Source organism: Streptomyces sp. NPDC045026 (assembly GCF_056432625.1).
Genome location: NZ_JBWKIS010000011.1, coordinates 61,715 through 81,480, shown reverse-complemented (window position 1 = coordinate 81,480; position 19,766 = coordinate 61,715). Strand labels below are relative to the sequence as shown.

Annotated in this window: 18 protein-coding genes and 1 pseudogene; 9 read left to right on the top strand and 10 right to left on the bottom strand. The window is 70.1% G+C overall.

Features of this window, described 5'->3' with window-relative positions:
• Positions 1–57: 57 nt before the first annotated feature.
• Positions 58–1,335 carry an ion channel protein gene (locus AC07EJ_RS23690; protein ID WP_478884888.1) on the bottom strand — a complete coding sequence of 426 codons (1,278 nt, stop codon included), beginning with the start codon at positions 1,333–1,335 and terminating at the stop codon, positions 58–60.
• 143 nt (positions 1,336–1,478) lie between these two features.
• On the opposite strand from AC07EJ_RS23690, the gene AC07EJ_RS23685 reads away from it, so the two are divergent.
• Positions 1,479–2,246, top strand: coding sequence for a MerR family transcriptional regulator (locus AC07EJ_RS23685; protein WP_389489854.1), 768 nt, complete (start codon positions 1,479–1,481; stop codon positions 2,244–2,246).
• Positions 2,247–2,252: 6 nt separating this feature from the next.
• On the opposite strand, the gene AC07EJ_RS23680 is transcribed toward AC07EJ_RS23685, so the two are convergent.
• Positions 2,253–2,618, bottom strand: coding sequence for a YbjQ family protein (locus tag AC07EJ_RS23680; RefSeq protein WP_384683033.1), 366 nt, complete (start codon positions 2,616–2,618; stop codon positions 2,253–2,255).
• Positions 2,619–2,749: 131 nt separating this feature from the next.
• On the opposite strand from AC07EJ_RS23680, the pseudogene AC07EJ_RS23675 reads away from it, so the two are divergent.
• A pseudogene (locus AC07EJ_RS23675) lies at positions 2,750–3,415 on the top strand (DedA family protein); the annotation flags it as partial.
• 61 nt (positions 3,416–3,476) lie between these two features.
• Here AC07EJ_RS23675 and AC07EJ_RS23670 read toward each other — a convergent pair.
• Positions 3,477–5,174, bottom strand: a complete 1,698-nt coding sequence (locus AC07EJ_RS23670) for a threonine/serine exporter family protein (protein WP_389489851.1) — start codon at positions 5,172–5,174, stop codon at positions 3,477–3,479.
• A gap of 88 nt (positions 5,175–5,262) precedes the next feature.
• The gene (locus AC07EJ_RS23665) at positions 5,263–5,754 is read right to left on the bottom strand and encodes an inorganic diphosphatase (RefSeq protein ID WP_100597700.1); all 492 of its coding nucleotides are present in this window, start codon (positions 5,752–5,754) and stop codon (positions 5,263–5,265) included.
• 86 nt (positions 5,755–5,840) lie between these two features.
• Between AC07EJ_RS23665 and dacB the strand changes: the two genes are divergently transcribed.
• The 6 genes from dacB (at position 5,841) to folE (ending at position 13,370) form a co-directional block, all read left to right on the top strand.
• On the top strand, positions 5,841–7,325 hold the full coding sequence (gene dacB, locus AC07EJ_RS23660; RefSeq protein WP_478884941.1) for a D-alanyl-D-alanine carboxypeptidase/D-alanyl-D-alanine endopeptidase: 1,485 nt from the start codon (positions 5,841–5,843) through the stop codon (positions 7,323–7,325).
• Positions 7,326–7,491: 166 nt separating this feature from the next.
• The gene (locus AC07EJ_RS23655) at positions 7,492–8,634 is read left to right on the top strand and encodes a zinc-dependent metalloprotease (protein ID WP_389487527.1); all 1,143 of its coding nucleotides are present in this window, start codon (positions 7,492–7,494) and stop codon (positions 8,632–8,634) included.
• Between the two features lie 216 nt (positions 8,635–8,850).
• Positions 8,851–9,873, top strand: coding sequence for a tRNA lysidine(34) synthetase TilS (gene tilS / locus AC07EJ_RS23650; RefSeq protein WP_389487525.1), 1,023 nt, complete (start codon positions 8,851–8,853; stop codon positions 9,871–9,873).
• 45 nt (positions 9,874–9,918) lie between these two features.
• Positions 9,919–10,479: a hypoxanthine phosphoribosyltransferase gene (gene hpt / locus AC07EJ_RS23645; protein ID WP_362901456.1), complete on the top strand. Its 561-nt coding sequence runs from the start codon at positions 9,919–9,921 to the stop codon at positions 10,477–10,479.
• A gap of 197 nt (positions 10,480–10,676) precedes the next feature.
• Positions 10,677–12,686: an ATP-dependent zinc metalloprotease FtsH gene (gene ftsH / locus AC07EJ_RS23640; protein ID WP_389487523.1), complete on the top strand. Its 2,010-nt coding sequence runs from the start codon at positions 10,677–10,679 to the stop codon at positions 12,684–12,686.
• A 78-nt stretch (positions 12,687–12,764) separates the two neighbouring features.
• Complete coding sequence (gene folE / locus AC07EJ_RS23635; RefSeq protein WP_389487521.1) at positions 12,765–13,370, top strand: GTP cyclohydrolase I FolE; 606 nt, start codon at positions 12,765–12,767, stop codon at positions 13,368–13,370.
• Positions 13,371–13,427: 57 nt separating this feature from the next.
• Here the strand turns inward: folE and AC07EJ_RS23630 are convergent, their stop codons facing one another.
• From AC07EJ_RS23630 to AC07EJ_RS23605, 6 genes are all read right to left on the bottom strand, one after another.
• The gene (locus tag AC07EJ_RS23630; protein WP_389487519.1) at positions 13,428–13,916 is read right to left on the bottom strand and encodes a DUF3180 domain-containing protein; all 489 of its coding nucleotides are present in this window, start codon (positions 13,914–13,916) and stop codon (positions 13,428–13,430) included.
• Between the two features lie 58 nt (positions 13,917–13,974).
• Positions 13,975–14,586: a 2-amino-4-hydroxy-6-hydroxymethyldihydropteridine diphosphokinase gene (folK, locus tag AC07EJ_RS23625; RefSeq protein WP_389487517.1), complete on the bottom strand. Its 612-nt coding sequence runs from the start codon at positions 14,584–14,586 to the stop codon at positions 13,975–13,977.
• Complete coding sequence (folB, locus tag AC07EJ_RS23620; protein WP_116511517.1) at positions 14,583–14,942, bottom strand: dihydroneopterin aldolase; 360 nt, start codon at positions 14,940–14,942, stop codon at positions 14,583–14,585. Before folB ends, folK begins: the two co-directional genes overlap by 4 nt.
• A gap of 214 nt (positions 14,943–15,156) precedes the next feature.
• Complete coding sequence (locus AC07EJ_RS23615; protein ID WP_389487514.1) at positions 15,157–15,708, bottom strand: nuclear transport factor 2 family protein; 552 nt, start codon at positions 15,706–15,708, stop codon at positions 15,157–15,159.
• Positions 15,705–16,571 carry a dihydropteroate synthase gene (gene folP, locus AC07EJ_RS23610; protein ID WP_389487512.1) on the bottom strand — a complete coding sequence of 289 codons (867 nt, stop codon included), beginning with the start codon at positions 16,569–16,571 and terminating at the stop codon, positions 15,705–15,707. The genes AC07EJ_RS23615 and folP overlap by 4 nt, the downstream gene beginning before the upstream one ends.
• A gap of 60 nt (positions 16,572–16,631) precedes the next feature.
• On the bottom strand, positions 16,632–18,461 hold the full coding sequence (locus AC07EJ_RS23605) for a phosphatidylglycerol lysyltransferase domain-containing protein (RefSeq protein ID WP_478884887.1): 1,830 nt from the start codon (positions 18,459–18,461) through the stop codon (positions 16,632–16,634).
• A gap of 185 nt (positions 18,462–18,646) precedes the next feature.
• Between AC07EJ_RS23605 and AC07EJ_RS23600 the strand changes: the two genes are divergently transcribed.
• Positions 18,647–19,762 carry an alpha/beta hydrolase gene (locus AC07EJ_RS23600; RefSeq protein WP_393586760.1) on the top strand — a complete coding sequence of 372 codons (1,116 nt, stop codon included), beginning with the start codon at positions 18,647–18,649 and terminating at the stop codon, positions 19,760–19,762.
• Positions 19,763–19,766: the final 4 nt, after the last annotated feature.

The following is a 19,766-nucleotide window of genomic DNA, read 5'->3' as shown; positions in this document are numbered from 1 at the left end:
GGCCTCATCGCGAGGATACGGACGAGTGGGGCGTACCGCCCGGCGACGCTGCGCCGCTCAGCGCAGGGCCGTGCCGTCGTCGTGGAGCTGCATCTGGGGGCGTCCGGTGACCAGGAGCCAGGCCGGCAGCGAGGCGATGCACAGCAGGGTGAGGATCGCGGGGGACGCGGCGAGGATGGCCGCGACGAACAGACTCACCCAGCCCTGCCGCGTGATGGCGAGCAGGATGCCGAGGACGCCCGCCGAGACGCCGACGGCGGGGGGCACGCTCGGCACGAGCGCGTGGGCGAGGAGGCCGAAGGCCGTCCCGATGAACACCGCGGGAAAGATCCGGCCGCCGCGGAAGCCGCAGGAGGCGGCGATCAGGAGGGCCGCCAGCTTCACCACCGTCATCAGGGCGAACTGGCCGGCCGACCAGCCGTCGGGGTCCGCGGCCAGCTCGGCCACCTCGTGGAGGCCCTTGAAGAGCGTGAGATGTCCGCCGAGTGCGCCGAGCAGGCCGAGCACGAGACCGCCCACGGGCAGCATCAGCATGGGGTGCTTGAGGCGTCCGAACGCGGTGTGTGTGTAAGGGAAGGCGTAGACGGCCACCATGCCGAGGACCGCGGCCGCGGAGGCGATCACCAGGGCGGCGAGGAGGTCGCCCCAGCCCGGTCGGGTGAAGGCGGGCAGGCCGAGGTCGAAGGTGGGGTGTGCGACGAGGGTCGTGGTCAGCGCGCCGGTGGCGGCCGCGATGAGCGGTGCGAACAGGGCGTCCCACAGTGAGCCCTTCATCGGCTTGCCCGCGAGTGCCTCGGAGATGACGAGGGCGGCGGCGACGGGCGTGCCGAACAGCGCGCCGAGCGTCGCCGCCTCGGCCAGCGTGCCCCACAGGGCGGCGGGGGCGTTCGGCATGGTCTTGGAGCCGAGCCAGAAGGCGAGGCCGACGTTGGCGGCGATGATCGGGTTCTCGGGGCCGAGGCTGGGCCCGCCGGCCAGCATCAGCGCGGTCGCGACGAGCAGGCCGGGCAGTACGAGCGGCGGCAGCGGGCCGCTCGCGAGCCCGACGGTGGCCGGGTCGGGCCCCGCGTGGCCGGGCACCTTCCAGACGACGAGGCCGACGAGGATGCCGGTCACGGTCAGCATGACGATCATCCAGAGCGAGGAGTACCCGCCGATGCCGAGCGCGTCGGGCAGGTCCGTCCACAGCACGTTCTGGAGCTGCTCGGCGAGCTCGCTCACGCCGAGGAACAGCAGGCTGCACACGACGCCTGCGGCGAGTGCGGGGAGGACCAGCGGCAGCAACGTCCTTGCCGGGGCGGTCTCCTGGGTCGCGGCCTGCGCGTCAGTGCTCACCGGCTCACCATAAGTGGATGAAAGCCGCACAACATCCGGAGGAATTCATGCTTGCACCTCACGTGGCGTGAGGCTGCACGCTGGGACCCGTACCGACGACGTACCGACGACGTACCGACGACGACAGGGAGGGGGCGGGAGCCGTGAGCTACTCCGTGGGGCAGGTCGCCGGGTTCGCCGGCGTCACGGTGCGCACGCTGCACCACTACGACGAGATCGGCCTGCTCGCGCCGGTCGGGCGCAGCCACGCGGGCCACCGGCGCTACAACGACGCCGACCTGGACCGGCTGCAGCAGATCCTTTTCTACCGGGAGCTCGGCTTCCCCCTCGACGAGGTCGCGGTCCTTCTCGACGACCAGGCCACCAGCAGAGCTGACCCGCGCGTGCATCTGCGCCGCCAGCACGAGCTGCTGACCGCCCGGATCGGCAAACTCCAGAAGATGGCCGAGGCCGTCGAACACGCCATGGAGGCACGCAAGATGGGCATCAACCTCACGCCCGAGGAGAAGTTCGAGGTCTTCGGGGACCACGACCCCGAGCAGTACGCCGACGAGGTCCAGGAGCGCTGGGGCCACACCGACGCCTACGCCGAGTCGCAGCGCAAGGCCGCCTCGTACACCAAGGCGGACTGGCTGCGGATCAAGGAGGAGAACGAGGACTGGATGCGCCGCCTCGTCGCGGTCATGGACTCGGGTCAGGAGCCCGCGTCCGAGGCCGCCATGGACCTCGCGGAGGAGCACCGGCAGCAGATCTGCCGGTTCCACTACGCGTGCACCTACGAGATGCAGACCGCTCTCGCTGAGATGTTCGTCGCGGACGAGCGCTATCGGCGCAACCTCGACAAGGACCGTGAGGGCGTGGCCGCCTTCCTGCGCGACGCGATCCTCGCCAACGCCGTCCGCAACGTCTGACCGGCGCTACAGGGGCGCGATCACCACGGCCGTGCCGTACGCGCACACCTCGGTGCCCACGTCCGCCGCTTCCGTGACGTCGAAACGGAACATCAGCACTCCGTTGGCGCCGCGGGAGCGGGCCTGTTCGACGAGCCGCTCCATCGCCTGGTTACGGGTCTGGACCAGCGTCTTGGTGAGGCCCTTCAGCTCGCCGCCGATCATCGATTTCAGGCCCGCGCCGATCTGGCTGCCCAGGTGCCTGGAGCGGACGGTGAGACCGAAGACCTCGCCGATCACCTTCTCCACCCGGTAGCCCGGCACGTCGTTCGTGGTGACGACGAGCACATCCGTCTGCGGATTCTGGCCGCCGCCGAAGTCTTCGATACCCATACACGCAGGTTTGCCACAGTTGACGCACAGTGCATCCTGGGAGGGCCGCTGGAACCTGGTGGCGTCATCCGGCGTTGATAACTTTGCACCGCCATTGCCCTCGCTTCACCACCCCTCAGGAGTCCGGAACCGTGACGACGCTTGCTCTCGGACCAAGCTGGCTGGACCCGGACCACCTGCTCAACACGTTCGGCATCTGGGGCCTGCTCCTGATCGTGTTCGCGGAGTCCGGCCTGCTCATCGGCTTCTTCCTGCCGGGCGACTCCCTGCTGTTCACCTGCGGCCTGCTGATCACCGCCGGCACGCTGGACTTCCCCCTGTGGGGCGCCGTCGGCCTGATCTGCGTCGCCGCGATCCTCGGCGACCAGGCGGGTTACCTCTTCGGCAAGAAGGTCGGCCCCTCGCTGTTCAACCGCCCGGACTCCCGCCTTTTCAAGCAGGAGAACGTGGTCAAGGCCCACGAGTTCTTCGAGAAGTACGGCCCGAAGTCCCTGGTCCTGGCCCGCTTCGTGCCCATCGTGCGCACGTTCACGCCGATCATCGCCGGCGTCAGCGGCATGAAGTACCGCTCGTTCATCACGTTCAACATCATCGGCGGCGTGCTCTGGGGCGCGGGCGTCACGCTCCTCGGCTCCTGGCTGGGCAACATCGAGTTCGTCCACAAGAACATCGAGGCGATCCTGATCCTGATCGTCCTGATCTCGGTGGTCCCCATCGCGATCGAGTTCCTGCGGGCGCGCAGCAAGTCGAAGAAGGCCGCTGCGGCGACGCCCCAGCCGCAGACGCAGACGCCGCCGCAGGCGGGCCAGCGCGGCCGCCACGCGAAGCGCTAGGGCTTCTCGCCCTTGTCGTAGCGCCCTAGAACCCTCGGGTCCGCTTCGCCGCCCGGCGCGCTTCCGTGCCGGGCGAGCGCAGGAACAGCCGCGCGATCTCGGACCCGAGGTTCACGCCGATCGCGATGGCCATGGCGAGAGCCGCCGCCTTCGTGAGCGACACGAGACCCGCGTCCACGTCGTTCTGCGCGATGGCAAGGAGCCCGAAGTACGTCGCGGAACCCGGCAGCAGCGGCCCGATCGCCGCCGTCACGTACGGCAGCGCGGACGCGAAGCGGTAGCGCGAGAAGAGCTGCCCGAACAGGCCGACGAGGCCGGCCGCCGCCGCGGTCGAGGCGACCGGTGAGATCCCGCCGACGACGTGCATGGCCCCGTACACGACCCACGCCACACCGCCGTTCAGCGTCACCGCGAGCACGGTGGAGCGTTCCTGCTGGAGCAGGACGGCGAAGGCGAGCGAGAGCGCCATCGAGGCCGCGATCTGCCAGTAAGGGCGGTCGATGACCTGGAGGGCCGCCTCCGGGTTCAGCTGCGCGTGCAGCTGGACGCCGAGATAGAGCACGATCAGGACGCCGATGACGATGCCGACGAAGAAGTACATGACTTCGAGCAGGCGCGCGGCCGCGGTGATGTAGTAACCGGTCAGACCGTCCTGCACGCCCGCCACGAGGGCCCGCCCCGGCAGCAGCGCGAACAGCCCACCGGTGATCACCGCGGAGGCGCGTACGTCCACGAGATTGTGCGCGAGGGTCAGCAGGATCCCTATGGCGGCGGGCGGCATCGCGGCGACGGTGAACTGGTAGAACTCCGGCAGCCCGCGGCCCGCGCACAGCCAGGCCAGCCGGTCGCCGAGGATCGCGCCGAGCGCCGCCGCGACGAACACGATCAGGTCACCGCCGACGAGGATCGAGGCGCCGCCCGCCAGGAGCCCGGTGGCCGCGGAGAGCACCCAGCCCGGGTAGGGGTGGCGGTTGCGGCGGATCTCGGCGAGGCGCCGGTAGGCCTCCTCCAGGGAGACGTCGACCTCCGCGTCGCTGATGTCGTACACCAGCTGGAACACGGCCGCGAGGCGTGTGTAGTCGGTGCCGCGCCGGCGCACGGTGCGCGAGGAGGTCACCGGGTCGTCGACCAGGGACGGCTGGTACGAGATCGAGAGCAGCGTGAAGGTGACCGTCGGCTCGCACCGGTCCAGGCCGTAGGAGCGGCACACGGCGAACATCGCCGCCTCCACGTCCTCGGCGCCCTCACCGCCCGCGAGGAGCAGCTCGCCGATACGCAGGGTCAGGTCGAGGACGCGGGGAACGGCCGGCCCCTCGTCGTCGTGCTTCTGCACGGGCTCGGCCGCAGGGCGCTCGGCGACCGGCATGCGCAGCATCGTGCGCATCCGGTCCTGCCAGGGCGCCTCCTTGGTCAGCTTGACCATGGGGATGCCGTGGGCTGGGGTGAACGCGGGCGGCGCGTGCCGGGAGCTGTAGGTCTGCGGGGGAGTGAAGGCCGAACCGCTGGTGTCGGCGGGTGCGGCGACCACCGTGCTGAGCCCGTCCGGGAGGGCGAACTCGGACGTCGTCTGCGACTCGTCCTGCTCGGGCGCCGGGGTCTGCGGCACCACTCCCTGCGGCGGGGTGAAGGCGCTGCGCGCCTCGTCCGACTGCGGTTTGCGGTCTTCGGCCGCCTCCGGCTCCCGCTCCGTCACCAACTCGCCCTTCGTATGACGCTTGCGCACCTCCAGTACGCCTCAGTATGAGCACAGATACGCGAACGGGCCGTCCGACCCCCACAGGGGTCGGACGGCCCGTTCGTGGCGGGGGAGGTCAGTGACCGCCCTCGTCCTTGAAGCGCTTGTAGGACCGCTCGATCTCGGCCTCGGCCTCGGTGCGGCCGACCCAGTCGGCACCCTCGACGGACTTGCCGGGCTCCAGGTCCTTGTAGACCTCGAAGAAGTGCTGGATCTCCAGGCGGTCGAACTCGGACACGTGGTGAATGTCCCGCAGGTGCTCCACGCGGGGGTCCGAGGCCGGGACGCACAGCAGCTTGTCGTCGCCGCCGGCCTCGTCCGTCATACGGAACATGCCGATGGCGCGGCACTTGATGAGGCAGCCGGGGAAGGTCGGCTCCTCCAGGATGACCAGCGCGTCCAGCGGGTCCCCGTCCTCACCGAGCGTGTTCTCGACGAATCCGTAGTCGGCCGGGTAACTGGTCGAGGTGAAGAGTCGACGGTCCAGGCGGATCCGACCGGTCTCGTGGTCCACCTCGTACTTGTTCCGCGAACCCTTCGGAATCTCGATCGTGACGTCGAACTCCACCGGTGGCTCCTCCATGATCAACACATACGACTGGTGGTTAAGTGTCCCTCACGCAGGTGTGTGATCGCGAAAGGGGCTGGTCCGTGGTGCCCGAGCTCAAGCCTTCGCAGGCAGTTTCACAGGCAGTGAAGGTGCTCACGAAGGTCAAGACCTGGCAGCTCACGGCGGGCGCTGCCACCCTGGGCCTCGTGCTCTCGGCCGTGGCGGTGGCCTCGGCCGGTCCGTGGGACTCCAGCGGTCAGCGTACGGCGGAGGCGCGCCGGGCTGCCTCCCAGGAGGCCGGGGGTGGCACAGATCACGGCCGTGACGGGCGCTCCGAGGATCCGGACGCGGCCCCGAGCGCCCGCGCGGTCCTCGCGGCGCCGGGCGGCTCGATCCCCGGCCCCACGAAGGACGCGCTCGCCGACGTCCTCGACCCGCTCCTGAACGACCCGGCCCTCGGGAAGCGGCGCACCGCGGCCGTCGTCGACGCGGCCACCGGCGAGCGGCTGTACGGCAAGAGCTCCGGCGACGCCCTGACGCCCGCGTCGACCACCAAGCTCGCCACGGCGGTCGCCGCCCTGTCGATGCCGGGGTCCGACCACCGCATCGACACGAAGACCGTCATCGAGCCCGGCTCGAAGGCGCACAAGGTCGTCCTCGTCGGCGGCGGCGACCCCACGCTCACCGCCCGCAAGGACGCCGGACCGAACGCGAGCCTGCGCACCCTCGCCGACGCCACCGCCAGGGCACTCCAGGACCGGGACGCGGACGAGGTCACCCTCTCGTACGACACCTCGGTCTACTCGGGGCCGCTCCTGCACCCCATCGGGCCCAACGAGAACATCGCGCCGGTCAGCGCCCTCATGGCCGACGAGGGGCGCATGGACGACTCGTCGAGCGGTCCGGCGCCCCGCGAGTCGGACCCCGCGGCGGCCACCGCGCGCAAGTTCGCGGATCTGCTGCACGACCGGGGCATCAGGACGAAGGGCGAGCCGGGCCCCGGCCGGGCGTCGGGCAAGGCCGAGAAGCTGGCCAAGGTGTCGTCGCCGCCCGTGTCCGCCCTGGTCGAGCGCATGCTGACGCACAGTGACAACGACATCGCGGAGGCCCTGGCACGTCAGGTGGCCCTCGCCACGGACGAGGCCGCGAGCTTCGACGGAGGGGGCAAGGCGATCCGCAAGGAGCTGGCCAAGCTCCGACTCCCGCTCTCCGGAAGCCACTTCGCGGACGGCAGCGGCCTCGACCGCGCCGACAAGGTCTCCGCGGACCTGCTCACCCAGGTCCTCGCGCACGCCGTCGAACGCGGGCGCCCGGGGCTGCGCCCGGTCCTCACCGGACTGCCCGTCGCCGGCTTCACGGGCACGCTGACCAAGCGGTACACCGACGAGGCCGACGCGGCGGGCATCGGCCTCGTGCGGGCCAAGACCGGCACGCTGACCGGGGTGAACACGCTGGCGGGCACGGTCGTCGACGCGGACGGGCGGCTCCTGGTCTTCGCGTTCATGACGGACGGAACGGTGAACCCGGGGCAGGCCCAGGCGGCTTTGGACCGGCTCGCGTCGACGGTCGCGAACTGCGGCTGCCGCTGACCCGCCCCCGCGGCCCCGCCCGTCTCCCCTGCCTGCCGTGTCTCCTGCCTGCCATGTCTCCTTCCCGCGGTGTCTCTTACCTGCCGTATCCCCTAGGGGACACAACCGGGGCGCCGTCCGGGGCCAAGCCCCTGTGCACCAGGACCCGAGCACGTACGGTTGACGCATGACGAGCATCGGTGGTGCTTCTGGGATGGTCGACTGGAATCTCGCGGTTTCGACCGCGACCCGACTCGTGCGGCCGGGTCCGGAGGTGAGCCGGGACGAGGCGCGGGCGATCGTCGCGGAGCTGCGCCGGCACGCCAAGGCATCCGAGGAGCACGTCCGCGGGTTCACGCGGATGACCACCGAGGAGGCGCACGACACGCCCGTCCTGGTCGTCGACCGCCCCGGCTGGGTCCGGGCGAACGTGGCGGGGTTCAGGGAACTCCTCAAGCCCCTCCTGGACAAGATGGAGGACCGGCGCGGCTCCGGCCCCGGCGGAGCGGTCCTCGGCGCCGTCGGCGGCAAGGTCACGGGCGTCGAGCTCGGCATGCTGCTGTCGTTCCTGTCCTCCCGCGTCCTCGGGCAGTACGAGACCTTCGCCCCCGCCACCCGAGACCTGCCGGCCGCGCCGAACGGCGGCGGAAGACTGCTCCTCGTCGCGCCGAACATCGTGCATGTGGAGCGCGAACTCGACGTGAATCCGCACGACTTCAGGCTCTGGGTGTGCCTGCACGAGGAGACGCACCGCACGCAGTTCACGGCTGTGCCCTGGCTGCGCGACCACCTCGAGGGCGAGATCCAGTCATTCCTCGCCGAGACCGATGTCGACCCGATGACGTTCCTGGAGCGCATCCGGGAGGCCGCCCAGTCCCTGGTGGGCGCCCGCCCCGAGGGCGAGCAGGGCGAGGGCGACGACGGGGGCCGCTCCCTGGTCGAGCTCGTGCAGTCTCCGGCCCAGCGCGACATCCTCGCCCGGCTCACCGCAGTGATGTCGCTGCTCGAAGGGCACGCGGACTTCGTGATGGACGGGGTCGGGCCCGCGGTGGTGCCGTCGGTGGGCGAGATCAGGGAGAAGTTCAAGGAGCGCCGCCAGAAGGGCGCGTCCCGCCTGGACCTGGCGCTGCGCAAGCTCCTGGGCCTCGATGCGAAGCTGCGCCAGTACCGCGACGGCGAGCGGTTCGTCAGGGCCGTGGTGAACGAGGTGGGTATGGACGGATTCAACCGCGTATGGACATCCCCGAACACGCTTCCCACCAAGGCGGAGATCGCCAAACCGGCGGACTGGGTCGCGCGGGTGCACCGCAAGGCGGAGGGTGCACCGTAAGGCAGGGTCGTGAAACAAATACGGCCAACGGCAGGAGAACGCCCCTGTAATCACCCATCCGAGGGACCGTGAGCCGTGGGTAGGCGTGCAATGCTCGGGGAAATGGCTCGGCTCTGTCACCATCGACACACTCTGAGTGACTGATATCACCGAGTCGCTGTTGAGTGACTGGTCCGAGCCACACCCCCACCGAAAACTTCATGAAGGGAACCGGACATGGGTCCCCATCCTGCGGTCGCGGCGATACGCCTGGCGGTCCGCCGCGTACTCCACGACGTACTCAACGACCACGACGCCCCCCGTGCGGTGCCAGAGTCCCCGCGCACCCAGCCCCTGGTGCTTGTCGCCTGCTCCGGCGGTGCCGACTCCATGGCGCTCGCCTCCGCCCTCGCCTTCGAGGCCCCCAAGCTCGGCATCCGCGCCGGTGGCGTGACCGTCGACCATGGTCTGCAGCCCGGCTCCGATCTGCGCGCCGCCGAAGTCGTCGCGCGGCTCGGCGCCCTGCGCCTCGATCCCGTCGAGTCCGCGGCCGTGCACGTCGGCCGCGACGGAGGACCCGAAGCCGCCGCGAGGGACGCCAGATACGCCGCGCTCGACGCCGCCGCGGACCAGCACGGCGCCGCCGCGATCCTGCTCGGCCACACCCGCGACGACCAGGCGGAGACGGTCCTGCTCGGCCTCGCCCGCGGCTCGGGCATCCGCTCCCTGTCAGGAATGGCCGCGACCTCGGGGGTCGACGGCCGTTACCGCAGGCCCTTCCTCCAGGTCGACCGCCAGACCGCCCGGAGGGCGTGCATGGCCCAGTCGCTGCCGGTCTGGGACGACCCCCACAACACCGATCCTGCGTACACGCGCTCCCGGCTGCGCCACGAGGGGCTGCCCGCCCTGGAGAAGGCGCTCGGCAAGGGTGTCGTCGAGGCGCTCGCCCGTACGGCCCAGTTGTCCCGGGACGACGCCGATGCCCTGGATACGTGGGCCGCGCAGGCCGAGGCCATGGTGCGTGACCCCGCGGGCCTCCTGGAGTGCGCCAAGCTCTACGCGCTGCCGCCCGCCGTACGCCGCCGTGTACTGCGCCGCGCGGCCATCGAGGCCGGCGCCCCGGCGGGGTCTCTGTTCGCCCGGCACATCGAAGAGGTCGACCGTTTGATCACCGGCTGGCGCGGCCAGGGGGAGATCAACCTCCCCGGCAAGGTCGTGGCTCAGCGGCAGGGTGGCAGACTGGTCATCCGGCAAGGCTGACGCGGGACGCGAGTCCTTGAGCGGCCGGTGGGACGACCGAAAGTGATGCGGGTGGACGCGAAAGACATGGGCACCGACCTCAAGTCGGTGCTCATCACCAAGGAAGAGATCGACGCGAAGCTGGCCGAGCTGGCCGCGAAGATCGATGCGGAATACGCGGGCAAGGACCTGCTGATCGTCGGTGTCCTCAAGGGCGCCGTGATGGTCATGGCGGACCTGGCGCGTGCGCTGTCCACCCCCGTCACGATGGACTGGATGGCGGTGTCCTCGTACGGCGCTGGCACCCAGTCGTCCGGCGTCGTGCGGATCCTCAAGGACCTCGACACCGACATCAAGGGCAGGCACGTCCTGATCGTCGAGGACATCATCGACTCCGGGCTGACGCTGTCGTGGCTGCTCACCAACCTCGGCACCCGCGAGCCCGCGAGCCTCGAGGTCTGCACGCTGCTGCGCAAGCCGGAGGCGGCGAAGGTGGCCATCGACGTGAAGTGGACCGGGTTCGAGATCCCGAACGAGTTCGTCGTCGGGTACGGCCTGGACTACGCGGAGAAGTACCGGAACCTGCCGTTCGTCGGCACGCTGGCTCCCCACGTCTACGGCGGCTGAACCACCGTAGAAGCCATGTGAGACGGTCGGGAACCCCAGCGGGTTTCCCGCCGTTGGAGCATGCGTGGGCGAGATTCCCAGCCGTCCCCTGCGGCTGCGGGTGACAATGCTGGGGTACCGTCCGAAGAACAGTCTTCAAAACAGCCTTTATCAAACTCACTATGGCAGGAGGGACGGGGCGTCATCGCTCCGTATGGATGGACGTGAAGCGATACTTCCGTGGGCCGGTCATGTGGATCGTGCTGGCCGTCCTTGCCGTGGTCGTGTTGATGCAGGTCGTCGGTTCGTCCGGTGGCTACAAGACGGTGGACACCGGCCAGGTCATTCAGGCCATCAACGACAACAAGGTGCAGTCGGCCAAGCTGACCACCGGCGACGAAAACAACATCAAGGTCGAGCTCAAGAACGGCCAGAAGGTCCAGGGCAGCAGCAAGATCCAGGCGAGCTACATCGGCGACCAGGGCGTCGATGTGGCCAAGGATCTGCAGGCCAAGTTCGAGGACAAGCAGATCCCCGACGGGTACACCGTCGCCCCGACGAAGCAGAACGCCTTCGTGGGGATCCTGCTCTCCCTGCTCCCCTTCGTCCTGATCGTCGTCGTCTTCCTGTTCCTGATGAATCAGATGCAGGGCGGCGGCTCCCGAGTCATGCAGTTCGGGAAGTCCAAGGCGAAGCTCATCACCAAGGACACCCCGAAAACGACGTTCGCCGACGTGGCGGGCTCGGACGAGGCCGTCGAGGAGCTCCACGAGATCAAGGAGTTCCTCCAGGAGCCGGCGAAGTTCCAGGCCGTCGGCGCCAAGATCCCCAAGGGTGTGCTGCTCTACGGCCCGCCCGGAACCGGTAAGACGCTGCTCGCGCGCGCCGTCGCCGGTGAGGCGGGGGTTCCCTTCTACTCGATCTCGGGTTCCGACTTCGTCGAGATGTTCGTCGGTGTCGGTGCCTCCCGAGTCCGTGACCTGTTCGAGCAGGCCAAGGCGAACGCCCCGGCGATCGTCTTCGTCGACGAGATCGACGCCGTCGGCCGGCACCGCGGTGCGGGTCTCGGCGGCGGTCACGACGAGCGCGAGCAGACGCTCAACCAGCTGCTCGTCGAGATGGACGGCTTCGACGTGAAGGGCGGCGTCATCCTGATCGCCGCCACGAACCGGCCCGACATCCTCGACCCGGCGCTGCTGCGCCCGGGACGTTTCGACCGGCAGATCGCGGTCGACCGCCCGGACATGCAGGGCCGTCTGGAGATCCTCAAGGTTCACCAGAAGGGCAAGCCGGTCGCACCCGATGTCGACCTGTCGGCCGTCGCCCGGCGTACCCCGGGCTTCACCGGCGCCGACCTGTCGAACGTGCTGAACGAAGCTGCGCTCCTCACGGCGCGCAGCGACCTCAAGCTCATCGACAACTCGATGCTGGACGAGGCGATCGACCGCGTCGTGGCGGGCCCGCAGAAGCGGACCCGGATCATGTCCGACAAGGAGAAGAAGATCACCGCGTACCACGAGGGCGGACACGCCCTGGTCGCGGCGGCTTCGCCCAACTCCGACCCGGTGCACAAGATCACGATCCTGTCCCGTGGACGGGCCCTCGGTTACACGATGGTCCTGCCCGACGAGGACAAGTACTCGACCACGCGTAACGAGATGCTCGACCAGCTCGCGTACATGCTGGGCGGGCGTGCGGCCGAGGAGCTGGTCTTCCACGACCCGACCACGGGCGCGGCGAACGACATCGAGAAGGCGACCGCGACCGCGCGGGCCATGGTCACGCAGTACGGCATGACCGAGCGGCTCGGCGCGATCAAGTTCGGCGGCGACAACACCGAGCCCTTCCTGGGCCGGGAGATGTCGCACCCGCGCGACTACTCGGAAGAGGTCGCCGCGCTCGTCGACGAAGAGGTCAAGAAGCTCATCGAGAACGCGCACAACGAGGCCTGGGAGATCCTGGTCGAGAACCGCGACGTCCTCGATCAGCTGGTCCTCCAGCTGCTGGAGAAGGAGACGCTGAACAAGGAGCAGATCGCCGAGGTCTTCGCTCCGATCGTGAAGCGCCCGGCCCGCCCCGCGTGGACCGGCTCCTCCCGGCGTACTCCGTCGACCCGTCCGCCGGTGCTCTCCCCCAAGGAGCTGTCACTGACGAACGGTTCGAACGGCGCGGTTCCGGCCGTCGAGTCCGGTCTGGACATCGCTCCTACGGACAGCCCCGAGGCCTGATCACCCCGGAATGGATGCTGCGTCCCCCACGCCTTACGGTGTGGGGGACGCGGTTTTTTGTTCAAGGAAGAGGCACAGATGACCGACCCGGTGACGCTGGACGGCGAGGGTCCGATCGGCAAGTTCGACGAGAAGCGGGCCGAGAACGCTGTGCGTGAGCTGCTCATCGCGGTCGGTGAGGACCCGGACCGCGAAGGCCTCAAGGAGACGCCGGCGCGGGTGGCGCGCGCGTACAAGGAGATATTCGCGGGCCTGTGGCAGAAGCCCGAGGACGTTCTGACGACGACGTTCGACCTCGGTCACGACGAGATGGTCCTGGTGAAGGACATCGAGGTCCAGAGCAGCTGTGAGCACCACCTGGTGCCGTTCATCGGTGTCGCCCACGTCGGCTACATCCCGTCGAGCGACGGCAAGATCACCGGTCTGTCCAAGCTGGCCCGCCTCGTGGACGTCTACGCCCGGCGCCCGCAGGTGCAGGAGCGTCTGACCACGCAGATCGCCGACTCCCTGATGGAGATCCTGGAGCCGCGCGGCGTGATCGTGGTCATCGAGTGCGAGCACATGTGCATGACAATGCGCGGGGTGCGCAAGCAGGGCGCGAAGACCATCACGTCCGCGGTGCGCGGTCAGCTGCGCGACCCTGCGACGCGCAACGAGGCGATGAGCCTGATCATCGCGCGCTGACCCAGGCCCGGACCGCGGCCCGGAGGACCAGGCGGGTCTCTGGCGGGTCCTGGCGGGTCAGGCCGCCGGTGCGGCCCCGCCGTGGTCCTCGTCGTCGTCCTCCGGGAGCTTGCAGACGCGCTCCAGGAAGAGGGCGGCCGCTATCACGGCGATGCCGGTGAGGACCGAGAAGCCGGCGTAGATGGCCTGGTCGCGGCGGGCCGGGACATCGAGGTGTTCGAGCAGGAACGCGCCCGTGCCGCCGTACATCCCGGCGACCAGGGCGGCCACCAGGGCACTGGCCTGGCCGAAGACGAGAGCGCGGGCCGCCATCAGCGGGTCGACGCCCTTGGCGCCGGGCTGCCGCTCGCGCTGGGCGCGTAGCCGGGACCGGATGGAGAGCGCGGTCGCCAGCAGGATCACGGCGATCGCGGCCAGGACGATCGGCGCCGCCAGCGGGACCCGCGGCAGCGTGCCGATCGAGTCCCACAGGCGGGCGCCCGCCCAGCTCAGTACACCGGCGACCAGGAAGAGGCCGGCCAGCGTCCTGATGCGCAGTTGCTTCATTCCGGTGGTCGCCCCTCAGTCCCCGCGCTGTCTTCGTGTGCCCGCATGACCCTAACGACTATTCGGGCAGCTGGAGTTCCAGGTCGGCGCGCGGCGCGACGCCTTCGCGGGTGACCGCGGCGAGCAGCTCGGCGACCGGCCCGTGCCCCGGCAGCTGCGCCTCGGGCTCCACGTCGAACCAGGGGGCGAGGACGAAGGCCCGCTGGTGCGCGCGGGGGTGAGGGAGGGTGAGGACCGGGTCGTCGGAGACGACGTCGGCGTACGTGACGATGTCGACGTCGATCGTGCGGGCGCCCCAGCGCTCGTCACGGACGCGGTGGAAGGCCTCCTCGACGGCGTGTGCCCGCTCCAGGAGGGAGGACGGGGGCAGGGTCGTGCGGAGCACGATCACCGCGTTGAAGTACGCGGGCTGGCTGCCCGGCTCGACGCCCCACGGTTCGGTCTCGTAGACGGGCGAGACGGCCTTGACGCGGACGCCGGGGGTGTCCTCCAGGGCGTCGATGGCGCCCTGGAGCGTCTCCAGGCGGTTCCCCAGGTTCGAGCCGAGGGCGATCACCGCGTTTTTGGGGTTGGAGAGTGTGGTGTCGGCCGCGTCCACCTGCTCCACCACGGAGGCGGGCACCGGCTGTACGGTCGGGTCGCTGGGGCCCTCGGTGAAAGATGCAGTCATACTCGGCTCCGGGTGATGGTGACGGTCACATCGTCGAAGGGGACGGTGATCGGGGCGTCCGGCTTGTGGACGCAGACCTCGACCTCCAGGACTCCTTCGTGCTTCAGGCACGTCCCGGCGATGCGCTCGGCGAGCGTCTCGATGAGATCGACCGGATCGCCTTCGACGACGGCCACGACCTCCTCCGCCACGATGCCGTAGTGCACGGTCTTCGCCAGGTCGTCGTCGGCCGCGGCCGCGCGTGTGTCCAGTCCGAGCACCAGGTCCACGATGAAGGTCTGGCCTTCCTCGCGTTCCTTGGGGAAGACGCCATGGTGCCCGCGGGCCTTGAGGCCGCGCAGCGCGACACGATCCACGCGAATCACTCCTGCAATCGTCGGTAGCGGCGGGTTCATACCGAGTGCGGTCGGCATACCAGCCTCGATCGAATCTACCTGCGAGCACCGACAGCTCTCGCCCGCGGGGGCTATGGACAGGACGGCTCACCGCTGGTAGCCGCCCCTACCCACCAGCGCGCTTCGGCAATCCCGTGGGGGACACCTTGGACCCGCCTACCCCGTCAGGAGCGACTCAGGAGGGTGTCTCGTCGCTTTCTTCGCCGTCCTCGCCCACGCCTTCGGACTCGGCGAGGACGGGAGACGCGTGGTGCGACCAGAGTTTCCAGCCGTCACGTGTGCGACGGAACACATTCGTGGCGACGACGCGCTGGCCGACGAGCGGGCCGAGCTCGTCGCCCTCCTTGGGGGCCGGGCCGCCGCTGAGGATGTTCTCGGTGCAGGTGATCAGAGCGGTGTCGGCGACGATGCTGATGTGCACATCCGTGAGGAAGAACTGGATGTACTCGGTGTTCGCCATGATCAGCGCGTACGAGCGCAGAACCTCGCCGCGGCCGGTGAGCACCGGCCAGCCGGGGTGCACGCAGCTGATGGACGTGTCCTCGGCCTCGTCGGAGTCCTCGCTGTACGAGACGTCCTCGGGGGCGAGCCAGAGCGTCGTCAGCAGTTCGAAGTCGGCCCGCTCCAGAGCCTCGTAGAAGGCACGGTTCGCGCGGTCCACGGCCTCCGCGTCGGTGCGCCGGCCTGCCGCGCCGAGCGGCTCGTCGGGCTCCCTCGGTGGGGTCACTGGGCTCCCTCTACGGCGCGGGCGACACGGACCGCGTCCGCCGTCGCGCGGACCTCGTGGACGCGGACCGCCCAGGCGCCCTGGTGGGCCGCGATGGCGGAAACGGCGGCCGTGGCGGCGTCGCGCTCGCGGGCCGGGGGCGGCGGGGCGCCCTGCTCGCCGGCCAGGACATGGCCGAGGAACCGCTTGCGGGACGCGGCGACCAGCAGGGGGTGGCCGAGCGCGCGCAGCTCCTCCAGGTGCGCCAGGAGCTTCAGGTCGTGGGCGGCCTCCTTGGAGAAGCCGAGGCCAGGGTCCACGACGATGCGCTCGGGGGCGATGCCGCCCTCGACAACGGCCTCCACGCGTGCGTGGAGCTCGGCGACGACTTCGGCGACCACGTCCTCGTACGTGCCCTTGACGTTGCCTCCCTCCAGGAAGCCGCGCCAGTGCATGACGACGAAGGGGGCGCCCGCCGCGGCGACGACGGGGATCATCGCCGGGTCGGCGAGGCCACCGCTGACGTCGTTGACGAGGGAGGCGCCGGCTGCCAGGGAGCGTTCGGCCACACTGGCGCGCATCGTGTCGACGGACACGGCGACGCCCTCGGAGGACAGGCCCTGCACGACGGGGATGACGCGCTTGAGCTCTTCGTCCTCGTCGACGCGGGTGGCGCCGGGGCGGGTCGACTCGCCGCCGACGTCGATCAGGTCGGCGCCCTGCGCGACCAGGTCGAGGCCGTGTTTCACGGCGGCCGTCGTGTCGAACCAGCGTCCGCCGTCGGAGAAGGAATCGGGCGTCACATTGACGACTCCCATGACCGCGCAGCGGTCCCATTCGGGAAGGCCTGTGACGTGGCCGCGACGGCCCTGCGACGTGCTCATGTCTTCAAGCCTAGGCCCGGCGGCCCGCCGGCCGTGCCACGGCCGGACTGCGGACGGGCCTCAGGCGGCCCGCACCCCGCTCCGGCCGTCGTCGTGCGCGGTGTCGTGGGCGGTGTCATGGGCGCAGGGCCGGGGCGCGGCCGTCCGCCGGCGCAGGACGCGCGGCAGGCCGAGGTTCACGAAGCCCTCTGCCTGCAGGGCGGCGAAGCCGATCCGGGGCAGGTCGCGCGGGGAGCGGTAGACCACGAAGCGGGGTTCCCAGCGCGGCCGGAACTTCGCGTTGAACCGGTACAGCGACTCGATCTGGAACCAGCGGGACAGGAAGACGAGCAGTCCGCGCCAGGCCCGCAGGACCGGGCCCGCGCCGATCTTCTCGCCGCGGGCGAGGGCCGCGCGGAACATCGCGAAGTTCAGGGAGATCCGCGTGATGCCGAGCTTCGGGGCGGCCTGGAGAGCGGCCACGATGAGGAGCTCGTTCATGCCGGGGTCGGCGGCGCGGTCGCGGCGCATCAGGTCGAGGGAGACGCCATCGGTGCCCCAGGGGACGAAGTGGAGTACGGCCTTCAGGTCTCCGTGCGGGCCGGCCGGGTCGTCGGCCTTGTGGGCCGTGGCGACCAGGCAGTCGCCGTCCGCCGCGTCGCCGATGCGGCCGAGGGCCATGGAGAAGCCGCGTTCGGTGTCGGTGCCGCGCCAGTCGTCGGCGGCGCGCCGGATCCGCTCCAGTTCCTGGTCGTCGAGGTCACGGATGCGTCGCACCCGGGTCTCGTAGCCATTGCGCTCGATCCTCTTGACCATCTGGCGTACGTTGCGCATCGCACGCCCGGCCAGGGAGAAATCCGCGGTGTCCACCACCGCCTCGTCGCCCAGTTCGAGCGCGTCGAGGCCGGTCTCGCGGGTCCACACCTCGCCGCCCGTCTCGGAGCAGCCCATGACGGCGGGGGTCCACGAGTGGGCCTTGGCCTCGTCCATGAAGCGTTCGATGGCTCCGGGCCATGCCTCCACGTCCCCTACGGGGTCGCCGCTCGCAAGCATCACGCCCGACACGACGCGGTAGCAGACGGCCGCCTTGCCGCTGGGCGAGAAGACGACGCCCTTGTCGCGGCGGAGCGCGAAGTGGCCGAGGGAGTCGCGGGCGCCGTGCTTGTCCAGGAGGGTGCGCAGCCGCGCCTCGTCGTCCTCGGTGAGACGGGCGGCCGGGTGTTCGGGGCGGAACGCCAGATAAATGGTCGTCAGCGCGGTGAGCAGGCCGAGCGCGCCGAGCGAGCAGGCGACGGTCGAGGAGGTGCGGCCCGCGTAGTCGACGGGTCCGTCCATGCCGAACAGGCCGTACAGGACGTGTTCCAGGCGGTCGGACAGGCTCGGGTCGCCCACCAGCTTCTTCGGGTGCGCGCTGACGACGGCGAGGCCGATGACGAGGGAACCGGCGCCCATGAGCACGAAGTTCGCGAGCGCCCGCCAGCGGCTGCGCGGGTCGGGCAGTGCGGCGAACTCACTCCGGTGGCGTAGCAGCAGGGTGAGAAGCACGAGCGGGATCAGCACACCGAACAGGGAGTGCCGGTACGCGAACTGCGCGAGCGCGCCGAGCGGCAGGAGCACCACGGCGGCGCGCCAGGCCCGCCGCTTGTGGCGGCGCAGCCCGTGCGCGAGGAGGAGCAGCAGGACGCCCGTACTGATGGCGAGAGCGGCCGCGAACGGGCCGAGGGCGCCGGGCAGGACCTCGGCCAGCGTGTGCATGCGGCTGTGCCGGAACCGGGGGAAGACGCCCGCCGCGACGTCGAGGAGTCCGACGAGGATGCAGGCCCGGGTGATCAGGACGGGGACGGCCTCGGGCCGGGGGCCGCGCAGTATCCGGCGCAGGTGCCGCGTCCCGCCCGGAACCCCGCCTGACATATCGGCATCTATCCTGACAGACATCGCATCCCGTAGTTCCGCGAAAGGGCTCGAAGCCGGTGCCATTTCCGGCATCCGGCCACATTGCGCCCTCTAGGACGGGACTTGTGGGAGGCGGGTTCACTCGGCCAGGTAAACCGGTGGAAAAGGTTCAGAAGCCAGAAAGCGCAGGCAGGTTCAGCACGATGGGTCTCACGAGCAGCAAGGTCCTTGCGCTTGCGGTCATTCTGGCCGCGCTCCTCTTCGCCGGCACGGTCTGGCTGTGGCCACGGCTGGCGGGCCGCACCTGGGGATCCGTCGCCGGGCGGGTGGGCCTGCTGCTCGCGACGCAGCTCGCGCTCTTCCTCTCGGTCGGACTCGCGGTCAACCAGGCGTTCGGGTTCTACGCCACGTGGAACGACCTCCTCGGGCGGGAGCAGGGCCAGGGCGTGGTCACCGACCTCGGCGCAGTCGACACCCGGGGGCCCCTGCAGGTGGTCGGTACGCGGTACGTGAACGTGCCGGGCGGCTCACGGCCCGAGCTCGGCGGCCAGATCCAGAAGGTCGACATCGTCGGGCAGCGCTCGCACATCGCCACCTCCGCGTACGTGTATCTGCCGCCCGAATACTTCAAGGGCAGCCACAAGACCCGTACTTTCCCCGCCTCGGTCGTCCTCACCGGCTATCCCGGCACCGCCGAGGCGCTCATCAAGGGACTGCGCTACCCGACCACCGCCCACGAGCAGGCCAGAGCGGGCGCCATGCAGCCGATGATCCTGGTGATGATGCGCCCGACCGTGTCGCCGCCGCGGGACACGGAGTGCGTGGACGTGCCGGACGGCCCGCAGACGGAGACGTTCTTCGCCCAGGACCTGCCCCAGGTGATCTCGGCGCACTACAGGGTCGCCGAGAAGCCCGGCGGCTGGGGCATCGTGGGCGACTCCACGGGCGGCTACTGCGCCCTGAAGCTCGCCATCCACCACCCCCGTGTCTACGGCGCGGGGGCGGGCCTGTCCGCGTACTACAAGGCGCCGATCGACCCCACCACGGGCGACCTCTTCCACGGCGACGCGGCACTGGAGCGGCGCGCCGACCTGATGCGGACCCTGGCACACGGGACGCCGCCCGCCACGTCGCTGCTCGTCACCACGAGCAAGCACGGCGAGAGCAACTACGGGAACACGATGAGCTTCATCCGCAAGGTGAAGCCGCCCACCGAGATCTCGTCGATCGTCCTGGACAGCGGCGGCCACAACTTCAACACCTGGCGCCGCGAGATCCCGGCCACGCTGGCGTGGCTGAGCGCACGCATCACGGCGTAGCGCA